This window comes from Streptomyces sp. NPDC002867, assembly GCF_053591895.1.
The window spans coordinates 1-21,087 of sequence record NZ_JBSFUR010000061.1 but is presented as its reverse complement, the minus strand read 5'-3'; the positions used below and the strand labels follow the sequence as shown (position 1 = coordinate 21,087).

Below are 21,087 nucleotides of genomic sequence, written 5' to 3'. Positions count from 1 at the left end.
GTGCAGCCGCCCCCGATACGACCCGGCGACGCCGGTGGGGGCAGGCACATCGCCGCCGCCCCGCGTCAGTCCGCCGCGGCTGCCGGCGTCGGGACCAGGCCCGCCTCCGCGCCACCCGGCCCCGAGGGACCGTCCGAGTTGATCTTCGACAGGACCTCGTCCCGCTCCGGCGTCGCCTCCGGCTTGATCCAGCCGACCACGACGTAGAGCACCAGCGACACCACGAGCGGCACCGAGACCTGGTACTGCAGCGGCACTCCGCCCTCGACGTTCCAGCTGATCGGGTAGTTGACCAGCCAGAAGGCGACCAGGCCGACGCCCCAGCCGAGCAGCGCCGCCGTCGGGCCGCTCTTGCGGAACCACGGGAGCAGACCCAGCATCGGCGGGATCGCGATCGGGCCCATCAGCCCGGCGACCCACTTGATGACGACGGTGACGATGTCGCCGAAGAAGGGCGAGTTGACCTGCGTCGCGATCGCCATCGACAGGCCGAGGAAGAGCAGCGTCGTCCAACGGGCGGCGAGGAGCCCGGCACGGGTGTCCCACTCGCGGACCCGGCGGGAGACGGCCGGCATGATGTCACGGGTGACGACCGCCGCGATGGCGTTCGCGTCCGACGAGCACATGGCCATCGTGTGGGAGAAGAAGCCGACGATGACGAGGCCCAGCAGGCCGTGCGGCAGCAGCTGTTCGGCCATCAGCGCGTAGCTGTCCGCAGGCACGTCGGTCTCGATGATCAGCGGTGCGACCCACATCGGGAAGAACAGCACCAGCGGCCACACCAGCCACAGCACCGCGGACAGGACACCCGAGCGCTGTGCGGACTTCGCGGTGTCGGTGGCCATGTAGCGCTGGGCCGAGTTCGGTGAGGGCGTCCGCCCACAGGCCGCCGACCGTGCAGTAGACGGCGGTGACCGCGCCGGTGATCAGAATGCCGGTGTTGAGGGAGACGCCGGTGAAGACGGACAGCAGCGTGGCGATGGCCGCCCACTTCGCGCCCACGTCGACGATCTTCAGCAGCACGCCGGACCAGGCGAGAGCCTGCTGTGTGGGCAGGTTGTAACGGTTCTTCAGGTATTCGAGCGGCGAGGCGACATGCAGCCGTGAGCGCACCCGGTTGAGCCGGGGCGCGAAGAGCCGTGCGCCGATCGCGATGCCGATGGCGATGGGGAAGGACCAGGGCACGCGCCCCGTGCGGCCGATGAGGCGGGCGCGAGTTCTAGCGCATCAGCTCGCCCGCGTTGACGAGCAGCGACTGACCAGTGATGGCCCGCGCCCGCTCGGAGGCGAGAAAGGCCACGGCCTCGGCCACGTCGGCGTCGGTCGCCAGCTCCGGCAGCGCCATCCGGCCGGTGAGCCGCCCGAGCACCTCGTCCTCCGGGACTTTTTCCGTGTGGGCGGTCATGCGGACGTACGCCTGGACCGGTGGTCCCCACATCCAGCCCGGCAGCACGGTGTTCACCCGGATCCGGTGCGGGCCGAGCTCGCGCGCCAGCGAGTACATCGCCGAGGTCAGCGCGCCCTTGGATGCGGCGTACGCCGCCTGGCGCACCTGCGAGGGGGCGGCGACGGACGACTGCGTACCGATGACGACGACCGAACCTCCCCGCCGCTTCAGCGCCGGCAGGCAGGCGCGTGTCATCCGCAGGGTGCCCAGCAGGTTCACGTCGATGACCTGCTGCCAGGCCGTGAAGTCGGCGTCCTCCAGTCCGCCGAAGCAGCTGTCCCGGGCGGCGACATGAACGACCGCGTCGATCCGGCCGAAGCGCTCCAGCGCGAGCGCCGCCAGTGCCTCGCACTGCGACTCGTCGATGATGTCGGTGGCGCGGTAGGCGGTGCGCGTGCCACCGGGGTCGATCTCGCGCGCCGCGGCGGCCAGGTTCGCCTCCGTGCGCGCGCCCAGCACCGCGTGACCCCCGTCGCGGACGACGGTCGCCGCGACCTGGTGCCCGAGCCCCGCGCCGACGCCGGACACGATGACGGTCCTGTCCCGCAGCAGCATCCCGGCGCCTCCCGACTCTGGCCAATTATCTGACGGGGCGTCAGAGTAGGTCGGTCCGGCGGAGGAGGGAAGGGAGCGGTCACGGTGAACGAGGAGACGCACAGCGAGGTGTACGCGGAGCTGGCGGGCGTCGGCCCGTACGGGGTGCGCCCCGGCCACGCCCTGATCACCATGGTCGAGCCGCATCCCGGCCATGAGTACGCGTACAACCGCTGGTACGAGGACGACCACTACTACGCGGGCGCGATGGCGATGCCCTGGATGTACGCCGGGCGGCGCTGGGTGGCGACCCGCGACCTGCAACTGCTGCGCTACCCCGAGAAGTCCGCCGTCGCGCAGCCCGTGACGGCCGGGTGTTATCTCTCGACGTACTGGATCACCGAGGGCCGGTACGCCGACCACATGAAGTGGACCGTCGCCATCAACAAGCGTCTCCACCGCGACGGACGGGTCCATGAGCGGCGGACGCACGTCTTCACGGCCTTCCAGGACCACGAGGCCACCGTCTACCGCGACGGAGCCGCGGGGCCGCGCGACCATCACGCACTGGACCACCCGTACGCCGGGCTCGTCCTGGAAGTCGTCGACGCGCAGAGCACAGAACAACGCGGGGAGCTGCTGGAGTGGCTGTGCTCGCGGCATCTGCCGAAGCGGCTGGCCGGTTCGCCGGCGGCGATGGTGACCGTCTTCCGGCCGATGCCGCTGCCCGGCGACCGGATGACCTATGTGAAGCAGGTGGAGGGTGTGGAAACCCGGCTCACTCTGCTGTGGTTCCTGGAGGCGGACCCCAGGGAGTGCTGGGAGCCGGCGTTCCGCGGGCTCGACGGGGAGGTCGAGGCGGCCGGGCACGGCCGTGTGGAACTGGTCGCTCCCTTCGTCCCGACGATCCCCGGGACCGACCGCTACGTCGATCTCCTCCGCTAGGGACCGAGGAGAAGGCCGAGCCCCCTCGGCCGGGACGGCGGACCAGTCGAGAGGGCTCCTGTCGGTGCTGCCCGGTTGTGGCTGGAACTCGCTGGTGATGCGTGGCGGCGCGCTCAGTCGCGACTGAACGCGCTCTGCGCCACTTCGTTCACGAACGCATTCCACGAGTCGGGCACGAAGGTGATCGCCGGACCCGCCGTGACCTTCGAGTCGCGTACGGAAATCGCGTCGACCACCGGGGACTTGACCTCTACGCAAGCACCGTTACCCGTGGAGTACGAGGACTTCGTCCAGGTCTCCGTGGCGCCCTGAATGATTGCCATGATCGCTCCGCTTCGGCAAGTGATGTGATGTGCGCCAACGTTCTTGCTGGCGTGATCGACGCTACTCGCCGCGCCGGGAGCGCGAGACAGGCATTCACTCGACCGGATGGCATATACCAGGCGACTCTTCCGTCACGCCGGTCCGGTGGTGTACCGTGCGGCGCTTTCAGTCGTCGAAGCGTCCCGCGGTCTCCCGTGCGTAGTCCTTCGCGATCGTCTCGATGAACTGCCGCGTCTGCTCCACGTTCAGTGCCTGGGCCCGCAGGTGCTCGTACATGACGCTGTACTTCTGCACATCGTTGGCCTTCTCCAGATACAGGTCGCTGGTGACGCCCTCGATGTAGACGACGCTCGAGTCCGAGGCGTCGGGGAACTCGAGGATCGCGTACTGCCCGTTGATGCCCGGATGCGCGCCCATGTCGAACGGCAGGACCTGCACGGTGACGTGCGGCTGGTGCGAGAGCTCCACCAGATGCTCCAACTGCTCGCGCATGAGCTGCCGGTCGCCGACCCGGCGGCGCAGCGCGGCTTCGTCGATGACCGCCCACAGCCGCAGCGGGTGCTCGGCGTCCTTGATGCGCTCCTGACGGCGCAGCCGGACGCTGACCCGCTTCTCGATGTCCGTGACCCCGCTCTCCGGCAGGGCGCCGGCGATCAGCGCCTCGGCGTACTGCCGTGTCTGCAGCAGTCCCGGCACGACCTGCGGTTCGTACACCCGAAGGCTCGCCGCGTCCGTCTCCAGGCCGATGTAGACGCTGTACGGGATGTCGCCGAACGCGTGCCACCAGCCCTGCTGCCGGGAGTCCTTGGCCATCTGCATCAGCGAGTCGACGATGCGGTGGTCCTCGACCTCGTACACGCCGCACAGGTCACGGACGTCGCGCTGGCTGATGGAACGGCGGCCGTTCTCCAGCCTGCTGATCTTGGACTGGGACACGAGCAGGCGCTCCGCGACCTCCTCGGCCGTCATGCCCTTCAGCTCCCGGAGCCGGCGCAGCTCCTGACCCAATCGGCGTCTCCGGACAGTGGGATTGACGTTGGACGCCACGGAAACTGCACCTCCGACCGCGTTGCTCTGCGTATCTACTGTTCAGCAGACTGCCACCAATCGGCCTTCCTGCGCTGCCAAATGGGCACACACGCGAACACGCGGGGCAGCAAGGATGCTGCCCCGCGCGTTCTGCGGCTCCCGAACCGGGTCTTGGGGACGTCGGTGCGGCGTGATGCGGATGGTGCGTGTGCCCGAGCGGTGGTGCTGCGGTACGCGGTGCGGCGGCGCGCTCAGTGCGCGGCGACGCGAGCCATGCCGCTGCGGCGTGGCTGCATCGGTACCGGACCCGGCTGACGGCTGACGCCGCTCGCCGGCTGGCTACGGCGCGGCTGGGCGGCCACACCGTTCTGGACGTCCATGACGGCGTGCGCCACGAGACCGCCCATCGGGTCGTGCCGGATGAGGTCCCGCAGCCGGGACCTCGAGGAACGCCCTTCGTTCCCGGGGTACAGGTGCTTGCCGAGACCGACCGCGTGGGCCAGCGCGGCGAGCGCCGCGGTCCGCGGGTCCGGCGGTACACCGGTGCGGATCGCACTGTCCAGCCGGGACCTGATGTCCCGGCTGATCGCCGTGTCCGTCGCCTGGTAGCGAGTCGTCGGCAGCACTCCGCACATCTGGCCCGCCACGGCATGCACCATGCCGCACCGCTCCAGATGCGAGAGGTAAATCTGGCGCAGCCCCAGTCGGGGCCCGCCGATCCAGTGGACCGCCCGTACCGGACTGCCGCGTCGGCGCAGCAGTTCCAGTGCGGAGTCCAGAGTCGGATCTCCGGTCGGCCGTGGCATCACCACGGCGATACGATCCCCGTCTGGGGCTATCCGTCCTGCCAGAGCCAGCTCTACTAGCTGTGCCCCGGCCAGGCCGAGGTCGAGCGACTGCGGCTGCGCTGTGGTACCCGTGGCCGGGTCCAGAGCGAGCAGCAGTAGCTCTTCCGGAAGTGTTCTGCGGCTCCTGCCCATCCATGCCTCCCCGCGTGGATGAATGACAGGGTGACCCCTCTCACATTGGTCTGTCGAGAGCGCCTGGGTGCTTTGTTAGGGAACCGATAGGTATGTCGTTCTCGTCTAGCACCGGAGCCAAGCGCTCACACAGGACACTGGTAGATGGTTCGGACACGGCGGGTGCTCGGTGTTCTCGGGGCTCTTCGTGACACTCGTAGTGCCGTACGCGGCTGCGCGTACGGCACTAGGTATACGCATGGCGCATGGCAATGACTCATGAAGGAGGCACGGTGGCGGGCGAGTCCCCCGACAGGTCGGAGCAGCGGAAGTCGTCGGGGGCGGCGACGGGGAGCGAACGCGACCCGCGGCTCGCCGTGCTCCGCGAGGGTCCGCCGGCCTCTTCCGAGCCGTCCGCATCGGCCCCCGAGCCGCCGCTGGACGAGCGGACGACGGTCTTCCGGGCGCTGCCCGCGCGAGGGGCGGCCGAGGCCGCCGAGGCGGAGAACGCCGTGTCCGAGGACGCCTCGACCGAGGCGGACGTGCCCCGAGAGGCTGCCGCCCAGGGCGGCGCGGACGCCGCCGAGGAGGCTGTTGCCGAGGCGGACTCGGCTGCTGAGGCTCCGGCGGGGCGGTCCGAGGCGGACGTCGCGGACGAGGCCGTTGCCGAGTCCGGTGCGGGCGCGGGTGACGCGGCTGCCGGCGCCGACGAGGCGTCGGCCCGTACGCCGTCCGGACAGGGCGACACGTCGCGCGCGACGCAGGACGGCACTGCCGAGGCGGACGTGCCCCGTGGGGCTGCCGCCCAGGGCGGCGCGGACTCGGGGGACGCGGAGGGCGGCGACCGTGAGACGGCGGCCGCCTCCCGAACCGGGGCCGTCCCGGCGGACGGCGCAGCCGAGGCTTCGGGCGCGTCCCGTGCGTCCGGCCCCTCGGCCTCCCCGGCCGAGGCGACGGACGCCGTGAACGCCGACGACTCCGACGACTCCGACGACTCCGACGACGCCGATGCGGCCGAGGCCTCCGAGCCGCCGCCGAGCGAGCGGACGGCGGTCTTCCGGACGCTGCCCGCCCGCGGGGCGTCCGACGCGCCTCAGGCGGCCCCGGAGGCGGCTGAGGGCGACGGCGACGCTGAGCCGGGCGGTAAAGACGCGCGGCTGCGTGCCGCGGTGGCCGCGTGGGTGGGGAAGACCGACGACGCGGAGTCCTCCGCGAGCCCGGCCCCGTCCGACGCCCCGGCGGAGAAGGCTTCCGCTGAGGCCGCGGTCGGTGACGGCTCCGAAGCCGACTCCTCCGCATCTGCGAACACCGGCGCCGACGCGAACACGAACACGAAGTCGAACGCGAAGGCAGGCGCGGAGGCAGGCGCGGCCAACGACGACGGCCCGGCCGAGCGGCCCGCCGTCGACCAGCCGACCACCACGTTCAAGGCGCTGCGCCGCCCTGCCGTCGACCAGCCCACGACCGCGCTCAAGCTGCCGCCGCTGCCCAAGCCGGCCACCGCGTCGGAGCCGGCGACCGGGTCCGCGAAGGAGCCGGCGGTCGGCGCCGGGCGTTCGAGCACCTTCGTGCCCCTGCGGCGCGACGACGCACACGCCGCAGCTCCCCAGAAGCCGCAGGCCGCGGCCGCCCCGCTGCCCCCCGCCTCGCTCACCGAATCCGAGCGGACCAAGCAGCAGCCCATGCCGCCGCTGCCCCCGCTCGACCTGCTCGCCGAGCTGACGAACACTCCGCCGCCGCCGGAGACCCCGGTCCGTACGGTCGTGCGGCGCATCAAGATCTGGACCCCGCTGGTCCTGCTCCTGCTGATCGTCTTTGCGGTCGTGCAGATGTTCCGTCCGCTCCCGGCCCCGGAGCTGGCGCTCACCGCCGACGCGGAGGTCGCCTTCGACGGGGGCAGGCCCGCGCTCCCGTGGCCGGGCGAGGGTCAGGGACAGATCGCGGTGTCCGGGCTGGGAGTCGTCGGCGAGTTCGGCGAGGAGAAGCCCGTGCCGATCGCCAGCGTGACCAAGACGATGACCGCGTACATCATCATGCGCGACCACCCCTTCAAGCGGGGCGAGGACGGTGCTTCCATCCCTGTCGACGCCCTGGCCGAGAAGGAGGGCGGCTACGACCGGACCAACGACGAGTCGACCCTCAACACGATCAAGGAGGGCGACACGATCTCCCAGCGCGACGCCCTCAGCGCGGTCATGATCCCGTCCGCGAACAACGTCGCCCGGCTGCTCGCCCGCTGGGACGCCGGTTCCGAGAAGGCGTTCGTCAAGAAGATGAACGACACCGCCAAGGAACTCGGCATGACGAACACGACGTACACCGACCCCTCGGGTCTCGACGCCACCACCGTCTCCACGGCGGCCGACCAGGTGAAGCTGGGTCAGGCCCTGGTGAAGAACAAGGCCATGGTGGACATCACCCGTCAGCAGGAGTGGTACGACCCGTCCGGCAAGCGGCACAGCAACTACAACACGCTGATGCCACGCAACGGCGCGATCGGCATCAAGACCGGGTCGACCACCAAGGCCGGCGGCAACCTGCTGTTCGCCGCGTACAGGGACATCGGCGGCACGACGCAGACGATCGTCGGCGCGGTCCTCGGCCAGCACAAGCCGTCCATCCTCGAGACGGTCAACCGCGTCAGCGAGGAGGTGCTGGTCGCGACCCGTGAGGCGCTGAAGGCGAAGACCGTGGTCAAGAAGGGTGACGTCGTCGGCCACGTCGACGACGGGCTCGGCGGGTACACCCCGGTCGTGGCCACCAAGGACATGACGGTGGTCGGCTGGTCGGGCCTGAAGGTCGAGCTCGGCATGACCGACGGCGGCAAGAAGCTGCCGCACACGGCGAAGGCGGGCACGGTCGTCGGCAGCATCACCGCCGGTTCCGGCGCGGGCACCGTCAGCGTGCCCGTCGCACTCCAACGGGACCTCGCGGAACCGGGCTTCGGCGCCAAGCTGACCCGTATCGGCTGAGGGCCCCCGGAGGGCCGTGCGGCACACGTGGGCGTCCCGGGCGACCGGGGCGCCCACGTGTTAGCGTCCCCGGGCAACTGAGGGCGCGGGGACGGCGTCCTCTCGTACGGACGGCACACGACGGAGCCGGGCCCGGGGGACGACGGCACACAGGACAGAGGGACAGACGGGGAGAGCCGCAGTGACCACCGCTGAGCCGAGACGGGCGGACGGCAGCAGCACGTGCACGTCCGACGGCAGCGGCGCGGACCCGGAGCAGCGGCGCGGGCCGCGAATACAGTCCGCCGCACCGGCCCTGCTCGACGAGGTCCCGCACGTCGACGAGGCCCCTGACAACCGGCACGGCGACCGGCCCCCGGCGTCGCGCCTCCGCCACCTCGCCGCCCGCCTCGCGCGCCACCCCGTCGCCCTCGCCACGGCGCTGGCCGCCTTCGTGCACCTGCTCTGGTTCCTCTTCGTCGCCAACAGCGGCGGCGACATCGCCGCCCAGGACGCCTGGGCGGAGTTCGTCGGCCGGCACCCCGACTCCGCGTACAACCTCGCGTGGTACGGCGGGATGCATCCCGTCTCGTACAGCGTGGTCTCGCCGTACCTGATGTCCGTGCTCGGCGTGCGGACGACGATGATCCTCGCGGGGACGGTCTCGTCCGCCCTGACGGCCCTGATGCTCGTGCGGGTGCGGGCCGTCCGGAACCCGGCCGCGTGCGCGCTCGCGGGCGTGTTCGCGTTCCTGTGCAACGCGCTGTCGGGACGGGTCACGTTCGGGCTCGGCATGATGTTCGCGCTCGGCGCGGTCGGCGCGGTCTTCTGCTGGCCGCACCGCTGGCGGCGCAACCGCTGGGCGAAGGCGGCCGTCGCCGCCCCGCTCGCCGGGCTCGCCACCGCTGCCAGCCCGGTCGCGGGCCTCTTCCTCGGCGTCGTGGCCGCCGCCCTGTTCCTGAACGGCCGCCGCCCGGGCGCGTACGCGGTCGGCCTCGCGCCGGTCGTGGTCGTGGCGCTCTCCGCCTGGCTGTTCCCGTTCTCCGGCACGCAGCCGATGTCGCTCCTGTCGGCGTCGCTGCCGTTCGCGTTCGGCGTCCTCGTCTTTGTCCTCGTGCCGACGGAGTGGCGCACGGTCCGTACCGGCGCGGCCGTGTACGCGCTCGGCACGCTGCTGACGTGGCTGATCGACTCTCAGATCGGGTCGAACGTGTCCCGGCTGCCGATGCTGTTCGCGGGCGTGGTGCTGCTCGCCGCGCTGCCGTACATGGTGCCGCGGTCGCGCAAGTGGTACGCCCTCCTGCTCGCCTTCGCGGGCCTGAACGCCTGGATCGGGTTCAAGGGCGTCGACGACATCGTCCGCACCGCTCCCACCGCGTCGTGGAACCGGGAGCTCGCGCCGCTCGTCGACCGGCTGCAGAAGGTGGGCGCTGAGCGCGGCCGGGTGGAGGTGGTCCCGGCGAGCAGCCATCGTGAGGCGTCCGCGCTCGCCCCGTACGTCAACCTCGCGCGCGGCTGGAACCGCCAGGCGGACATGAAGCGCAATCCGCTCTTCTACGACGAGGAGAACCTCCTCACCCCGGGCACCTACCGTGCCTGGCTGGACCGTTGGGCCGTGCACTACGTCGTGCTGCCCAAGGGCCGCCCGGACTCCAGCGGTGCGCTGCGCGAGGCGGAGCTGGTCAGCAAGGGGCAGCCGTATCTGACCCGTGTGTGGGGGGACGCGAACTGGCAGCTGTTCGCGGTGAAGGACCCGAAGCCGATCGCGGACCCGCCGGCGACGGTCGAACACGCGGGCGCGGGGGAGCTGACGATCCGTGTGCGGTCGGCGGGCCGTGTGCTGATCCGTGTCCCGTACTCGCCGTGGCTCGGACTCGTCGACGAGGAGGGCAGGAGCGTGCCGGGGCCGCAGGAGACGGAGGAGTCGAAGCTGCGGGCGGACGGACTGCGGAGTTTCGACAACCCGCACGGCTGTCTGCTGAAGGCGGAGGAGGACCCGCAGGGCGACGAGTGGACCGAACTGCTCGCACCGCGCGCGGGCGTCTACCGGCTCGCGGCGCCCTATCGACTCCCGCGGGGTACGCCGTGTCCCGAGGAGTTCCGGTAGGCCCGCAGCCTTACCCGCGTTAACACTTATGCGCCCGGTCGCGCTGATGCATAGTGGACGCGTTTTGACATACCGATCAGTCGGTCTACGGGGTTCGGTGCGACATGACGTGCGAACGATGCGGCAGCGACGGCGCGGGAACGAGGGCGGCACGGTCGCTCCGTGCGGCAAGGCGGCTGATGACGGGTGCGGTCGCCCTGACGGCACTGGCCCTGGTCCTTACCGCGTGCGGCCCCTTCGGGAGTGATGCGGAGCCGGTCGGCGCGCAGGCGTCGGGGCCGGACGAGGATCTCGACGAACTCGGCGGCGCCCCGCAGCGGATCCAGCCGTCCGACACGCCGAGTCCCGCGCCCTCCCCTTCCCTGGGCCGCCCGAAGCCGAAGCCGCCGCAGAAGACGAAACCCCCGCGCTCCACCAAGGGCCCCTTCTACGCGGCCTGGGCCGGGCCCGGCTGCAACGGCGGCGGGCACTACGAGGAGAACGGGCGCTACGGCGACGGCGACGACGGCTGGTACACCGTGCGCTCGGGCGGCCACCGCGGCGACGGCTGCGACGGCCGCTTCACGGCCATCCCCATGTCCGGATCCCCGGTCAAGGACCGTGGGAACAGCGCGACATGGTCCTGGTACGTGGGCAGCGGCTACACGACCTGCTCCGTGGCGGTCGTCGTCCCCGAGAGCGACCGCGCCCAGGACGTGGCGGGCCGGCCGTCCACGTACCTCGTACTGAAGGACCCCGACGATCCGGGCAGCGCGGTCAAGACGTTCGAGATCGATCAGACGTCGCTGCGCGGCAGGGGCCTGGTCATCGAGAAGGTCCCGGTGCACGACCAGCGGCTGACGGTGCGACTGGTCGACCGCGGCAAGGACTGGGGCGGCGACGGCCGCGACGGCGCGCACCACGCGGCGGCGCAGATGCGCGCGGAGTGCCCCGCCTGAGAACTGGGGCCTGGCGTGCTCCTCCGCGTCGAACGCGGGGATGCATGACACGCAGCAGCGGTGCAGCGTGCTTCGGGGACACAGCGGTTAAATTCGGCACTCCACGGCATTTTGTGGGGAATTACCCGACGAGAGGGAGCCGATGCCGCTCTATCTATCGAGGTTCAGCTACACGCCGGAGACGTGGGCCAGGCTCATCGGCAACCCGGAGGACCGCAGGCAGGCCGCTCAGACGTACATCGAGTCGGTCGGCGGGAAGCTGCACGGATTCTGGTACGCCTTCGGCAGGCACGACGGCTGCACCCTGTGGGAGGCCCCCGACAACGTCTCCATGGCGGCGGTCGCGCTGGCGATCACGGGAGGCGGTGCGCTCAGCTCGTTGGAGACGACGGTTCTCCTGACGGTCGACGAAACGCTGGACGCCCTGCGCAGGGCCGAGGAAGTCCAGTACCGCGCGCCGGGCACCTAGCCCGCACGCCCTGACCAGGCCAAAAGCCCCGGACCACGACCGGTCCGGGGCTTGCGCCGGCGCCCCGGCAGGAAGACAACCGCTCGACTCATGACGCGCAGAGTGAGATGCAGATGGTATTAGCGTTTCCCCGCGCCAGGGTCACCCATTTGCCACGCATCTGGAGGAGAGGGAGCGGCGTTAGTCGGGATATGACGAAAGCAAGGTTCCACGGCTTGCCTCAGCGCGGCGCGAGGAAGGATAATCTGCCTGCCACTCGTGATGTGACAGCGGGAAAATACACTTACACGCCTGGTGTGGCACAGTCGGCGCTTGATGCGCGTGGCACCTTGCACGGGGACGGCGCGCGGGTCCAACTCCAGGTCACTGATTCACTGCTCCGCGAGTTCCTCGCACTGCTGGAGGCGGCTCAGGAGGAACTCAACCAGCGGTGGAACGGTCAGGGGAAAGCTGGCTGCCACGCGGAACACGCGTGACGGGGGCGGATTTTCATGAATCACGACTATGCGGACCCCTCCTTTGTGCGGCCTGAATGGTATTCCGACCCGTACACCTATGGGTCGGGTACCGGCTGGCACGGCAGTCATGTCGATGGCCTGCACTCAGGGACTGCCTTGGTGCCCCCGGACTCGGGCTGGGACCCGGTTGAGGAACTCGCCTATCTCCTGCAGGAGGCTGTTCCGGCAGAGCAGGCGGCCACGGTGCCGCCGCCTCGCGGCGATGCGCCGTCCGGCGTCGGCTTCGCCGGCCCGATGGAGAACCTGACAAAGATCACCGCTCAGTTGCCGCGCATCCGACGTTCTTCTGCCGGGCACCGGAAGATCCGAGTCCGAAAGCCCCGACTCAAGTGGTTGCAGACCGGCAGCTTCGTCATCGTCGCGTTTGTTGCCGTCATCGTGGCGATGGTGAGCGTATTCGGCGGCATTGTGGCCTACGGGCCCCTGCAGAACGTCATGTCCGATGCGAGAAGCTGGATGATTCCGTGGTGGCCACTTCTCGTGTACGGACCCTGGATGGTGGCCTCTCTCTCCATCCTGCGAACTGCCTTGCATCGGCGCCGAGCTTTGCACTCGTGGTTCATCGTTCTGCTGTTTTCCTCGGTCGCGGTGATGCTGTGCGTAGCTCAGGCCGAAAGGACCTTCACGGGCATCGCCGCAGCCGTCCTGCCACCCGTCGCGTCCCTGGCTTGCTTCCAGCAACTCGTCCGACAGATCACCTTGACTCTGCCACCGCGACAGGGCACGCCCCGCCACCGCCAGTAGCGTCACTTCTGAAGCAGGCGTATGTGCACTCTGTGTGCCGCGAGTGAGAGCGCGCGATGAAACGGCCCCTGATCTGCCGAAAGGTGGATCAGGGGCCGTGGTCGTTCGTGGACCGCGCGTGGCGTTCCGCCGGATCCGGCCGGACCGCACCGCGACGTACGTCCGAGCCCTCAGCCGTCGCTCCGCGGCGGTCGGTGCGTCACTGATCTGCACGACAAGGGGGCCATGAGGTCTGAAGAGGTCTTCTGGCTTGTTGACCTGCGGTTCTCGCGGGGTGTGGCCTCAATGGTCGGCGATACGGACAGTAGTCGCGGTTGCGCGCAGAGTCAGCATGGGTTCTTTGGATCTCAAGCGCTCCATCCGGAGCGGCTCGTCTCATCTCGCATCAGAGCGCATTGAGGAGAAGCACGAGATGATATCTGTCAAGATCCGCGGCTCCATCATGGCCGTCACCGCGGCGGTCGCCGCCGCCACCATGTTCGCGGCCCCCACAGTCTCGGCCGACACGAAGCACGCCCCGTCCGCCGTGGTCGTCACGGACAAGGACAAGGACAAGGACAAGGACAAGGGCGACGAAAAGAGGAACTGCAAGCTGCTTCTCACCCAGCTGTTCGGTCGGCTGCAGCTGGGGTTCGATTCGCTCGACGGCACGACTCCGGACATCGACACCGCACGCACCGCTCTGTCGCAGGCCGACCGTAGGCTGACGTCACTGGAGGACAGCAAGTGCCTGTGCGTGGAGCAGATCGACTGGCTGAGGGAGCGGCTGGACGTCGCGATGGGCTTCCTCAACGCCACCCCGGCGAGGGTACCCGAGGCGCGGGACTCCCTGGCGAGCCTGCTCCTGGTGATCGAGGTGCTCCAGATCCAGGCGACGTGTGACGACGGAAAGTGCGGCGGCGACGACATGTCCGTCGAGTGAGGACCCTGTGAGCTGTCGGACACCCCCTCAGAAGATCACTTCCGAGGGGGTGTCCGACTGACGTACCTCAGACGAGTTCACCTTCAACGCCTCGTACAACAGTCCGGGTCGAAGTGCATCCAGTCCTACGCGACCAAGGTCGACGGAAAGATCCACCTGCGCAATGTGCCCGGCACCCTGACCACCTTCAAGGAGGTCTGCGGGCGGTCCGCTATCTCCGGCAGCCAGAACCGGGGATCGATGGGCGCGTTCTCAGCCGGCTTCGTCAACAACATGCGGCTGATGGACAAGGACGCCTACTGGCTGGAGACCAACATCACCGGCAGCTGCACCAGCGCGAACAGTGACGCCTGGCGCTGCACGATGACCCTCAAGTAACCCGCACACCCACCACTGAGGGGCGGCACGGAACCCATCCGCGCCGCCCCGGAGTTACGTATAGGGGCCGGTCAGCCTGGCTGCGGGCAAGCGGCCCTGCTCCACGTCCGCCCGGGGGATGCGGATGCCCAGGAGGTCGCCGACGGCCTGCCACACCACGCCGCGCAGACCACCCTCCTGCGCGTCGAGAAGGGCACGCCACTGTGGGACGGTGTAGCCCTCCGGGCAGGTCGCCGTCGCCGGGCGCGTAGACGAGATAGCTCGGGTTGACCGCTACATTCGCGTTCAGGCAGATCAGCTCCTCCCCGGCCGCGGGAGTCATCTTGTCCTCGTCCTCGAAGAACCATTCGCACCAGGTGCACGACCCTCGGTCTTCCAGAACGTATGCCCACTCACCAGACGTGCCGTACATGCAGGGTGCGTCCCGTGTCGGGTGGAAGTCCCGGTACGGCGTAGCGCTCGATATCTCCTCCTCATCCGCGCCCAGCCTGAGCAGCAGATCCCGGACAGGGGCCTCGTGCATCGCGGTCATGGAGATCCCGCCGAGCATCCCGTCAGCCGCCGGCTTGTCGAATGTGTGCTGCCCGATCCACTTCAAGCCTTCCGTCACTGCGCTGCACCTCCTCGGTGTCGTTGGGTGCCGACCGTCATGATGCCCCGGCTTTCGGCCCGAGGCCGGGGCATCATGACGATCGCTGGTCGCGGGGCTGGTGTGGGGTCCGGCTGGGGCACTCGGGCTGGTCGTGGTGGTGATCGATAGCGTGTAGTCGTCTGCCGTGTCGGCAGTTTGCCGGAATCGCGCGCCCTCGTCGGCTCTTCCTCCTGCTTCCCTGGAGCACAGGGAGTTGAATGAGAGCCTTTCAACTTGAAGGTTGCTGGTCATTGAGTCTGGTGGGCGGGAGTTGAGGACTCGCTGCCGGTCAGGGTCTTGATCGCTTCGTGGTGATCGTCTGTCACCGGGAGACCTCGGCGCGGGTGAGGACGAGCAGGGCCCGCAGCAGTGCGGTGGCGTGACGGGCGTCAGGCCATGCGCTACCCAGCGCGGAGAATCTACGACACCAGCACCGACTGACCCAGAGGCGGCCCTTCGCAGCAGGTCACTTCCCGTAGGCCTGGTTCCAGCGCGCCCGGTGACGGGAGTCTCCTTGACCGTGCCCGTTCACACGGCTCAGCGTCAGAAGGGACGCTCCGTTGTTCCACAGGCCGAGGTGATCGCGATGCACGGCGAGAATGCCGTGTTCCACCGCGAACTTCTCGGAGGGACGGCTGAACCTGGTGGTCGTCACGAACACCGCCACGTCGGCCTGGAAGTGCACTTTGGCGCCCAGTAAGTCACGTAGCTCACGGCTGGCGATGGTGCTGCTGGGCGCGTACCGCTTGCATTGAATCACCATCGTCCGGCCATCCGGCAGACGACCGACGACATCGGCACCGTTGTCGTGCGAACCGCCCACCCGCCGAACCTCGGTGCACCCGTCCCGGCGGCACAAGCTGGCAACCAGTTCCTCGAACTCGGTGCCCGTCATCGCATCCACCTCGGCCAGGGCACCGGCGGTTCCTCTGGACGGTCAGACCACTGCCACCAGATGTGGCGCTCAGGGCAGCCCCAAATGCTGCGGCAGACGCGCTTGTTGTCGTCAGCACGCCGGGAGAGCGCGAACCCTCCGAACCGCATCGGCTGATCGCACTCAGGACACGTGGGCGAGGAGTCGGACGACATGACCGGACTGTACGTGCCCGCCGATCCCTGCATCATCGCCCTTTTGATACGTAGCTCTAGCCGGATCGGTCAGTGACGGCCATTCCGGCCGCTACCAGGCCCCGGAGGGACGCTACCGGACGCGGGCGATTGCTGAGGTTGCGGTACCTGGCTGCTGTACCGCAGGGTCCCGGCGGGGGTGACCATGGAACGGCATTTGCTGGAGAAGCTGTTGGCCGGTGACGACGAGGCGTCTGTGGCTGCTCTGGGCGCTCCGCAGCGGCGCCACCTACAGCGTGTGGCATACGAGGCATCCCGCAGAGCGGCATGCCGGGGTCTTTGCACTCCGACTTCGGCGCATGCGGCTGCACGGAGTCGAACCTCTTGGGCTGGAACGAATGGTGCGGCTCCTCCGGGAGCATGGCCGGCCGGTGCGCGGAGGGCTGATCGATTCTGTCGATCAGAAATGGACCTTCCTGATCTACTTCACCGAAGACGGCAGCGCACTGGTGGCCTGCGCCCGCCTGCAGCGGTGGGTCGAGCGATCACCGCTTTAGGAGCGTGGTGGGGTGAGTTGGGGCCTGACCTGCGGCATGCCGACTTCGACGAATGCAGGGGGCATGCCCTGTCGGCGCCCGCGGTTCCCCGTGGCTCCCCGTCCAATCTGGCGCGGCTGTGGCACGGCCCGACCACCTCGATGCGAACTACCGGCGGGACGGTCGCTGAGGTCTGCCGGGGTGGTCAGCCTTGGGCTTGGGGCTGGTAACGGTCAGCTGCGGTCGCGCTGGTTGCTGTACTTCGCTGCTGTACCACCCCCCTGCCGCCCGCCGTCACGGGCGGACGCAGGGGCTCCTCTCGTTGTCCCCTTATACGGCTTCTCGTTCCCCGTGTATGTCGTGCACGCTCGCGGTGAGGGTGCCGTCTTGTTGCTCGTAGTGGGAGAGGGCGAGTCCGAGGCCGAAGAAGGTGGGGGCCCATTCGCCGACGAAGATCCCCCACCGGTCGGCGCGGGCGACACCAGCGCCGGGCTCGGCGTTCAGGCTGGTTGCCCAGGTGGCGATGGACAGGCCTATGGACACGAAGGCGGCCATGTAGGCGTGTTCGCTACGGACGCCTTTCTCGTGCAGCATTTGCATGATCATGAGGTACTCCGTTCGAGTTGGTTCGAGTCGCGGACGTTTTGTGGCCAAGTGCCCCAAATCGGAATCCCCATGCAGCCTGCTCGCCGAAAATGCCACCTGCCTGTACCGCTCGTAGCCTGGGGGGCTCGGGGGCTGTCGCGGAGGTTCGTTCTGCCCCGCCTCGCCTGACCCGCCGCCGCTACCCTTTCTTGCCCCTGAGGGCCGGCGCGTAGATCCGGACCAGACCGCACGGTCGGGAACGATGGCATCCAGCTTGTCGGACTGCATCATGACTTCTAGACCTGTCCGAGAGCACGAACGTCTGGTCGTGCGTGAGCCTGATGATCACCGGTTCTTCGTCCACGCGGTCGCGGTACGCGAAGTTCGGTGGAGTCCTAATGGCCCAGTCGAGCGCCAGTGCAATGGGCCCTGGAGCACCAGTTTGGAAGATCCCGTATGCGCCCGGTGGCTGACCTGGCACGACGCTGACCTGCACGATCGCGGACGACTCGCTGCTCTTCCCCGTGGCGTGCCCTCCGATCGGGCACCCCACGGGCACGGTCACCACAATCTGCGGTGACACCCCAGTAGCCGATCTCCGTGGGCTAGACAGTCGCGGTAGAGCATCGTGCAGTTCCCGCAGGCGCGTCCGGGGTAGGGCAGCCGCTCGGTTTCCAGGGCATCGATCCACTCGGCGCGGGTGGGCCGACCGCTGGGAGCCCAGGCCCACACCTCACCGACGGTCAACGGCCGCATGAAGGGACCCCACTCGGTGAAAGCGGGGTCGACCATGTGGACGAGGTCCAGCACCGTGCCGGTGCCACCGGTGAGGATGTACTCCTTCCACTCCTCGTCCTGCCACAGCTCATCTATGGTCCGGCCCTCGAAACCGCAGTTGTCCCTCGCCAGTTCCTGCTCCTGGGCCTGCCGGAATTTTGAGCGCTCTTTCCGGGCCTGACGGAAGTCGAGGTACGACAGCGCGGCGACCAGCAGCGGAATAATGATCCACAGCAGTGCGAGGCGGAGCCGGCCCTCTGTCAGCACGGCGACCAGGACTACTGCGACGGCGCTGCCGACGAAGCCGAAGAACTGGCGACAGGAGCGGAACCCACCCGCCACCGCCGTGCCAGGATCGTCCTCCTCGGCGAACGCGGCGCGAGACCCTCAGCCACTGATGAAGTGCCCCGCAGGCCACGTCCTCCGCAGCGTCTTCGGACTCAGGCAACTCAGCGACGGTTAACCCGTCCCCGTTGGGTACTCGCTTTCACGTAGTACACATAACGGGCAAACTGGAGGTACCGGAATGGCGACACAGCCCCGGTCGGACATGGAAACGCATCCCGACATCCTCGCTATGCGTAATCGGCACGAGAGGGCCGAGCGTGTCGCGACTACTCCGAGGGCACAGGCCGTCGAGGCCATGGCCCTGATCACAGGCCTCTACCTGGCGGCCTCACCGTGGATCGCGGGTTTCAACGACTTCTCCACCCTGGCGGTCAACAATCTGATTGTCGGCATCGCATACGCCGTGATCATGAGCGGTGGCTTCGGCCGTGCATACGAGCGGTCGCACAGCATGGCGTGGGCCGCTTGCGCGCTCAGCGTGTGGACGATCTTTGCGCCCTGGGTTGTGGCAGGCGACGTCAGCACCACCAGGACCATAGTCAACAACATCGTCGTCGGCGTGATCGCGCTCATGCTGGCCCTCATGGCCGCCGCAGCCGCCCGCCTGGTGGATGAGCCGTCCGGCGACCGCTCGTCCCCGCATAGGTGATCGACCCAATCCTCCGAAGACCGTGGCACTCATTCGGGTGTTCCGGCTCCCGCCGACGGGGCTGTGTCGCGTCGGCGGGACACCGAGCGACGTTGACCCGGTTTCAGTGGCACAACGCAGAAAGGAATAACGATGGAAACAGCTGAACTGGAGACCAAGGTCCAAACGCTGGAGACGGCTCTTGCCGTGCAAGAAGCAGCCATGGCCGGGGCTCAAGCCACGCAGGCAGCGACTCAAGCAGGAATGACCACGACTTTCGCCGCCACGCAAAGCGGGACCTGGGCAGTGATGGGCGTCGGCAGCGTCGCACTGCTGGCGGGCATCTTCCTCGGCATGGGGATCGCCAAGCACTGACGGCCTATCGCCTTACCGGGATCCGCCCATTGGCGGTGCCCTGCCCCCGTTGGGCCGTGGCCTGGCGGGGGTGGGTCGCGGTCGGCCGCATCCGTCGAGGTCGGTGGAACGGCTTTGGGCGGGAGCTGCCATGGGGCGAGTGATCATGGCCCCTTACGCTGGCCGCGAATCGGGCAGCACCTCGCCTGCCCGCAATAGCCCGATCTGGGGCCATGATCTTAGAGGCTCGCCCCATGGTGGCTGCCTAAAGCCGTGGAACCGACCGGCCCCAGCCCCCGCCGGCCTTCTCGTACCTCGTCATGGCGCTCGCTCTAGTCGCGCGACCGGGCGTAGCCGGGGCCCGGAGCGGGGCGGAGACAGACATCCGATGCGGTTGATCAGTCAAGCGGTGTTGGGGAAGGCGGTCTGCTCGTCGTAGGGGATGCGGTGAGTGAGGCAGTGGTGCAGGCAGCCCAGTAGGCGGTTGAAGAGGTTGCGCTGGGCTGCGGCATGTCGGTCTTCGGCTGGCGTCGGCGGTCGTAGTGGGCTCGTGCTCCGGGGGATGCGGTGAGGGCGGCGAAGGCCCAGATGTAGCCGGCTGAGGCGAGGCGCTGGTTCTTGATGTGCCTGGGCAGGACGGTGGTCTTGCGTCCGGAGGATCTGGTGATGGGGGCGGATCCGGCGTAGGCCTTGAGCGCGCGCGGTCTGGTGAAGCGGGTGTGGTCGTCGCCGAGTTCGGCCAGGACGCGGGCTCCGGTGAGAGCGCCGAGGCCGGGGAAGCTGGTGATGATCTCGGCGTCCTGGTGGGTGGCGAAGGCGGTGGTGGTTGCTGCTTCGAGGTCGTCGGCGCTGGTGCAGGCTGCGTTGAACTGCTGTAGCAGAGCGAGGGTTTTGGTGCCCATGGCCTGCTCGATCATGGGTGGCTGGTGCATCTGTGGTTCGCGGAGCAGGGTGTGGAGTCGTTCGACCTCGCCGGTGATCTCCCGTTGGCGTCCGGCCCTCTTGAGGATCGCTCGCAGTTGCGGGGCGGGTGAGCTGGGCGGCCTGGGTGGGTGTGGGGGCCGCGGCGAGCAGGGCGCGGGTGACGGATGAGGCGAGGCCTTCGCGGAAGTGCTTGAAGACGGTGAGGAAGCCGAGGAAGTATTCGCGCAGGTGGGAGCGGAGGCGGTTGCCGGTCTGGACGCGGTCCCAGACAGCGTCCTGGTGGGCTCGGGCCAGGACAGTGGCGTCGAGGTGGTCGGACTTCTTGCGGCTGAGTGCGTAGCGGTCGCGGTAGCGGGCGGCGGTGAGCGGGTTGATCACGTAGATGGGTCTGCCGGTGGCGCGTAAGCAGGCGACCAGGAGTCCGTGAGAGGTCTCGATGGCGATCGGGATCGGGTGATCTGGTCTGTCGCCGTGCTGGGCGAGCAGCTGCAGGAGCTGGCCCAGGCCCTCTGGGGTGTCGTCGATGCGGAGCTTGTCCAGGAGGGTGCCGGCCTGGTCGAGCAGTGCGATGTCGTGGTGGTCGGTGGCCCAGTCGATGCCGCAGAACACGCTGGTCATGGTGGTGTCCTTGGGTGGGTGGCGGTGGTGTGAGGGTCGTCGCCGTGGCGGGGTTGCGCGTCTCCCTAATGGCAGGGCTCAGGGCCCGTCATCCAATTAGCCGTTCGCAATCCCAGCGGTCGCCAGGGGCCTCGGTCAGCTGCGGAACTGGGGGCGTTCGCCGAGCGGTGAGAGGTGTTCCCTGGCGGCGGCTTGGACCACGAGAGTCAACGATGCCGCTGTTTGTGTGCGAGCGGGGGTGGCGGGGCCGGCCCGCGCGGGACGAAGGCAGGAGCGCGACGGCCTTCAGGTTGTCGGTGCGCAGCTCGGGCACGTCGGCCGCGGCCTTCGCCGGGCTGAGCAGGTGACCGACG

The 21,087-nt window shown here is 68.9% G+C and carries 18 protein-coding genes and 2 pseudogenes; 11 read left to right on the top strand and 9 right to left on the bottom strand.

The features are described from left to right. Positions 1–65: 65 nt before the first annotated feature. Together ACWD0A_RS31630 and ACWD0A_RS31625 are read right to left on the bottom strand one after the other, a co-directional pair. Positions 66–1,200 (bottom strand): annotated as a pseudogene (locus ACWD0A_RS31630) (sodium:solute symporter family transporter); the annotation flags it as partial. 19 nt (positions 1,201–1,219) lie between these two features. Beyond that, positions 1,220–2,002: an SDR family oxidoreductase gene (locus ACWD0A_RS31625; RefSeq protein WP_451303703.1), complete on the bottom strand. Its 783-nt coding sequence runs from the start codon at positions 2,000–2,002 to the stop codon at positions 1,220–1,222. An 84-nt stretch (positions 2,003–2,086) separates the two neighbouring features. On the opposite strand from ACWD0A_RS31625, the gene ACWD0A_RS31620 reads away from it, so the two are divergent. Then, the gene (locus tag ACWD0A_RS31620; protein ID WP_451303701.1) at positions 2,087–2,926 is read left to right on the top strand and encodes a hypothetical protein; all 840 of its coding nucleotides are present in this window, start codon (positions 2,087–2,089) and stop codon (positions 2,924–2,926) included. A gap of 113 nt (positions 2,927–3,039) precedes the next feature. Here ACWD0A_RS31620 and ACWD0A_RS31615 read toward each other — a convergent pair whose 3' ends face one another. The 3 genes from ACWD0A_RS31615 to ACWD0A_RS31605 form a co-directional block, all read right to left on the bottom strand. After that, entirely contained in the window at positions 3,040–3,249 is a 210-nt protein-coding gene (locus ACWD0A_RS31615) for a DUF397 domain-containing protein (protein WP_451303699.1), read from the bottom strand. 166 nt (positions 3,250–3,415) lie between these two features. Beyond that, positions 3,416–4,297 (bottom strand): helix-turn-helix domain-containing protein, encoded by an 882-nt coding sequence (locus ACWD0A_RS31610; protein ID WP_307714977.1) that lies wholly within the window; start codon positions 4,295–4,297, stop codon positions 3,416–3,418. Between the two features lie 233 nt (positions 4,298–4,530). Further along, on the bottom strand, positions 4,531–5,259 hold the full coding sequence (locus ACWD0A_RS31605; protein WP_307714978.1) for a GOLPH3/VPS74 family protein: 729 nt from the start codon (positions 5,257–5,259) through the stop codon (positions 4,531–4,533). 245 nt (positions 5,260–5,504) lie between these two features. Between ACWD0A_RS31605 and ACWD0A_RS31600 the strand changes: the two genes are divergently transcribed. The 7 genes from ACWD0A_RS31600 (at position 5,505) to ACWD0A_RS31570 (ending at position 14,265) form a co-directional block, all read left to right on the top strand. Next, complete coding sequence (locus ACWD0A_RS31600) at positions 5,505–8,210, top strand: serine hydrolase (protein WP_451303696.1); 2,706 nt, start codon at positions 5,505–5,507, stop codon at positions 8,208–8,210. Between the two features lie 181 nt (positions 8,211–8,391). Beyond that, positions 8,392–10,296, top strand: a complete 1,905-nt coding sequence (locus tag ACWD0A_RS31595) for an MFS transporter (RefSeq protein WP_451303694.1) — start codon at positions 8,392–8,394, stop codon at positions 10,294–10,296. A 179-nt stretch (positions 10,297–10,475) separates the two neighbouring features. Next, positions 10,476–11,234: an adhesin gene (locus ACWD0A_RS31590; protein ID WP_451303692.1), complete on the top strand. Its 759-nt coding sequence runs from the start codon at positions 10,476–10,478 to the stop codon at positions 11,232–11,234. A 142-nt stretch (positions 11,235–11,376) separates the two neighbouring features. After that, positions 11,377–11,703, top strand: a complete 327-nt coding sequence (locus ACWD0A_RS31585) for a GYD domain-containing protein (protein ID WP_307714982.1) — start codon at positions 11,377–11,379, stop codon at positions 11,701–11,703. Between the two features lie 491 nt (positions 11,704–12,194). After that, positions 12,195–12,965 (top strand): DUF2637 domain-containing protein, encoded by a 771-nt coding sequence (locus ACWD0A_RS31580; protein WP_451303690.1) that lies wholly within the window; start codon positions 12,195–12,197, stop codon positions 12,963–12,965. Between the two features lie 412 nt (positions 12,966–13,377). Further along, positions 13,378–13,887, top strand: a complete 510-nt coding sequence (locus ACWD0A_RS31575) for a hypothetical protein (RefSeq protein WP_451303688.1) — start codon at positions 13,378–13,380, stop codon at positions 13,885–13,887. Between the two features lie 240 nt (positions 13,888–14,127). Next, positions 14,128–14,265: a hypothetical protein gene (locus tag ACWD0A_RS31570; protein WP_451303686.1), complete on the top strand. Its 138-nt coding sequence runs from the start codon at positions 14,128–14,130 to the stop codon at positions 14,263–14,265. Between the two features lie 1,097 nt (positions 14,266–15,362). On the opposite strand, the gene ACWD0A_RS31565 is transcribed toward ACWD0A_RS31570, so the two are convergent. Then, complete coding sequence (locus ACWD0A_RS31565; protein ID WP_451303684.1) at positions 15,363–15,791, bottom strand: restriction endonuclease; 429 nt, start codon at positions 15,789–15,791, stop codon at positions 15,363–15,365. A 532-nt stretch (positions 15,792–16,323) separates the two neighbouring features. Between ACWD0A_RS31565 and ACWD0A_RS31560 the strand changes: the two genes are divergently transcribed. After that, positions 16,324–16,521 (top strand): hypothetical protein, encoded by a 198-nt coding sequence (locus tag ACWD0A_RS31560; RefSeq protein WP_451303682.1) that lies wholly within the window; start codon positions 16,324–16,326, stop codon positions 16,519–16,521. 309 nt (positions 16,522–16,830) lie between these two features. Here ACWD0A_RS31560 and ACWD0A_RS31555 read toward each other — a convergent pair whose 3' ends face one another. Both ACWD0A_RS31555 and ACWD0A_RS31550 read right to left on the bottom strand, forming a co-directional pair. Beyond that, the gene (locus tag ACWD0A_RS31555; RefSeq protein ID WP_451303680.1) at positions 16,831–17,106 is read right to left on the bottom strand and encodes a hypothetical protein; all 276 of its coding nucleotides are present in this window, start codon (positions 17,104–17,106) and stop codon (positions 16,831–16,833) included. 540 nt (positions 17,107–17,646) lie between these two features. Beyond that, a complete protein-coding gene (locus ACWD0A_RS31550; protein ID WP_451303678.1) occupies positions 17,647–18,204 on the bottom strand; it encodes a hypothetical protein in 558 nt (185 codons plus the stop codon). A gap of 184 nt (positions 18,205–18,388) precedes the next feature. On the opposite strand from ACWD0A_RS31550, the gene ACWD0A_RS31545 reads away from it, so the two are divergent. Continuing rightward, positions 18,389–18,859: an SPW repeat protein gene (locus tag ACWD0A_RS31545; protein ID WP_451303676.1), complete on the top strand. Its 471-nt coding sequence runs from the start codon at positions 18,389–18,391 to the stop codon at positions 18,857–18,859. A gap of 132 nt (positions 18,860–18,991) precedes the next feature. Further along, positions 18,992–19,213, top strand: coding sequence for a hypothetical protein (locus tag ACWD0A_RS31540; protein ID WP_451303674.1), 222 nt, complete (start codon positions 18,992–18,994; stop codon positions 19,211–19,213). Positions 19,214–19,594: 381 nt separating this feature from the next. On the opposite strand, the pseudogene ACWD0A_RS31535 reads toward ACWD0A_RS31540, so the two are convergent. Continuing rightward, positions 19,595–20,734 (bottom strand): annotated as a pseudogene (locus ACWD0A_RS31535) (IS110 family transposase). Positions 20,735–21,087 lie beyond the last annotated feature (353 nt).